3 protein-coding genes are annotated in these 1,580 nt (G+C 59.2%); 2 read left to right on the top strand and 1 reads right to left on the bottom strand.

The genetic code is table 11. The features are described 5' to 3' along the window. Positions 1-24: 24 nt before the first annotated feature. Complete coding sequence (locus tag RCF13_RS00680; protein ID WP_151656268.1) at positions 25-468, top strand: hypothetical protein; 444 nt, start codon at positions 25-27, stop codon at positions 466-468. A 229-nt stretch (positions 469-697) separates the two neighbouring features. Further along, positions 698-1,123, top strand: coding sequence for a SufE family protein (locus tag RCF13_RS00675; RefSeq protein WP_308140717.1), 426 nt, complete (start codon positions 698-700; stop codon positions 1,121-1,123). On the opposite strand, the gene RCF13_RS00670 is transcribed toward RCF13_RS00675, so the two are convergent. Further along, the coding region (locus tag RCF13_RS00670; RefSeq protein WP_308140716.1) for a hypothetical protein at positions 1,115-1,580 on the bottom strand (466 nt) is incomplete at its 5' end. The genes RCF13_RS00675 and RCF13_RS00670 overlap by 9 nt on opposite strands.

The following is a 1,580-nucleotide window of genomic DNA, read 5'->3' as shown; positions in this document are numbered from 1 at the left end:
ATACACCGCAACTAAAGCAAGGCAATGATCCGTTTTCTCATCAAATCCGCATTCTGGCTGACGCTGGCATTCCTCGTGATGCCACGCATCTTCCCTGCAGATGAGCAGAACACCCCGCAGGAAAAGCCCGCCATGACAGGCACCACGCGGGAGCCGGATTCCATCGACCAGCTTCTCGCCAACGGCAAAACCGCCGTGGAACTGGGCAAGCTTTGTATCGACAATCCTTCCTTCTGCCAGAACGGAACGTCGCTTGTGTCCAGTGCCGGAAGCGGCCTGCTGGAAGGAAGCCGGGTTGCGCTCGAATACCTGAGCGACCGCTTCGGCACCAAGCCGCAACCGCCGGCGAAAGCGGAACCGGCAGCATCGCCAGCCGTGCAGGCGGCAACCGGCATTCCCATCCCGACCCCGCGGGAAGAAGCCCTTCGCACACTGGATCGCCGCTCGACCGGCGCGATTGGGCGTTAGAGCGGGATTTTTTCAAGTTGAAACGCCATCATGGTTCAGGCTTTTGTTCGGGCATGATTTTACCCGAAAACCGGCTCCCACTTTTCGGAATCATGCGCCAGGCTTTTGTTTGAGCATGATTTTACCCGAAAACCGGTTTCCACTTTTCGGAATCATGCTCTGGTTTTCCGTGACCTCGCGGCGTTTCATCACTATATAAGCGGCAAGAAACTTCTTTCAGGCGAGTACCATGACCACGACCATCGATAGCATCATGTCCGATTTCGAATTTCTCGACGATTGGGAAGACCGCTATCGCTATGTCATCGATCTCGGCAAGGAACTGCCGCCCTATCCCGACGATGCGCGCGATGCCGCGCACAAGGTGCAGGGCTGTGTCAGCCAGGTCTGGCTGAAGACGCTGCCGCAAGGCGGCAACGATCCGATCATGGAGTTTCTGGGCGATTCCGATGCGCATATCGTGCGCGGTCTGGTGGCCATCGTGCTGGCGCTTTATTCGGGCCGCAAGGCGTCGGAAATCCTGACGATTGAGCCGGAAGCCATTCTCAAAAAGCTCGGCCTCGACGAACATCTGACGCCGCAGCGCTCCAACGGCCTGCGCGCCATGGTGGCGCGCATAAGGGGTGAGGCAGAGCTGGCGAAAGAATCAGCGTAAAAGTTTCTCAACCGACAAGGCAGCCGCCAGCAGTCTTTTATCGGTGCCGCCGCGTGCGGTGAGCATGAAGCCGGTCGGCAGGGACATGCCCGGCATCGGCACGGTGATGCTGCACAGGTCGAACTGGTTTCCAACCTGCGTATCACGCAGCAGAAGCCCTTCCACTCGGTCATATTCGGCCTCATCATCGCTGACCGAAGCAATCGTCGGGGCAACGATCGGCGTGGCGGGTGTCGCGAACATGTCGAACCCGCTCAGGCGTTCGTCCATTTCCCGCACCAGCGCCGCGCGCGTTTCCATTATGCCGCGATAGGTTTCCATCGGCACCTTGACGCGCACGGCGAGCGGACGCTTCACGCGAAGATCGACATTGGCATCGGGATCGCCAAGCCAGGTCGATGCGTGGACATGGCTTGCCTCGATCCCGGCAATGGAGCCGACGCGGGTTGCCTCACGC

The organism is Stenotrophomonas maltophilia group sp. RNC7 (assembly GCF_030910085.1).
GTDB classification, from domain to species: Bacteria; Pseudomonadota; Gammaproteobacteria; order Xanthomonadales; family Xanthomonadaceae; genus Stenotrophomonas; species Stenotrophomonas sepilia.
Note: the sequence above shows the minus strand (reverse complement) of the source record. Positions and strands in the feature narration are given on the sequence as shown.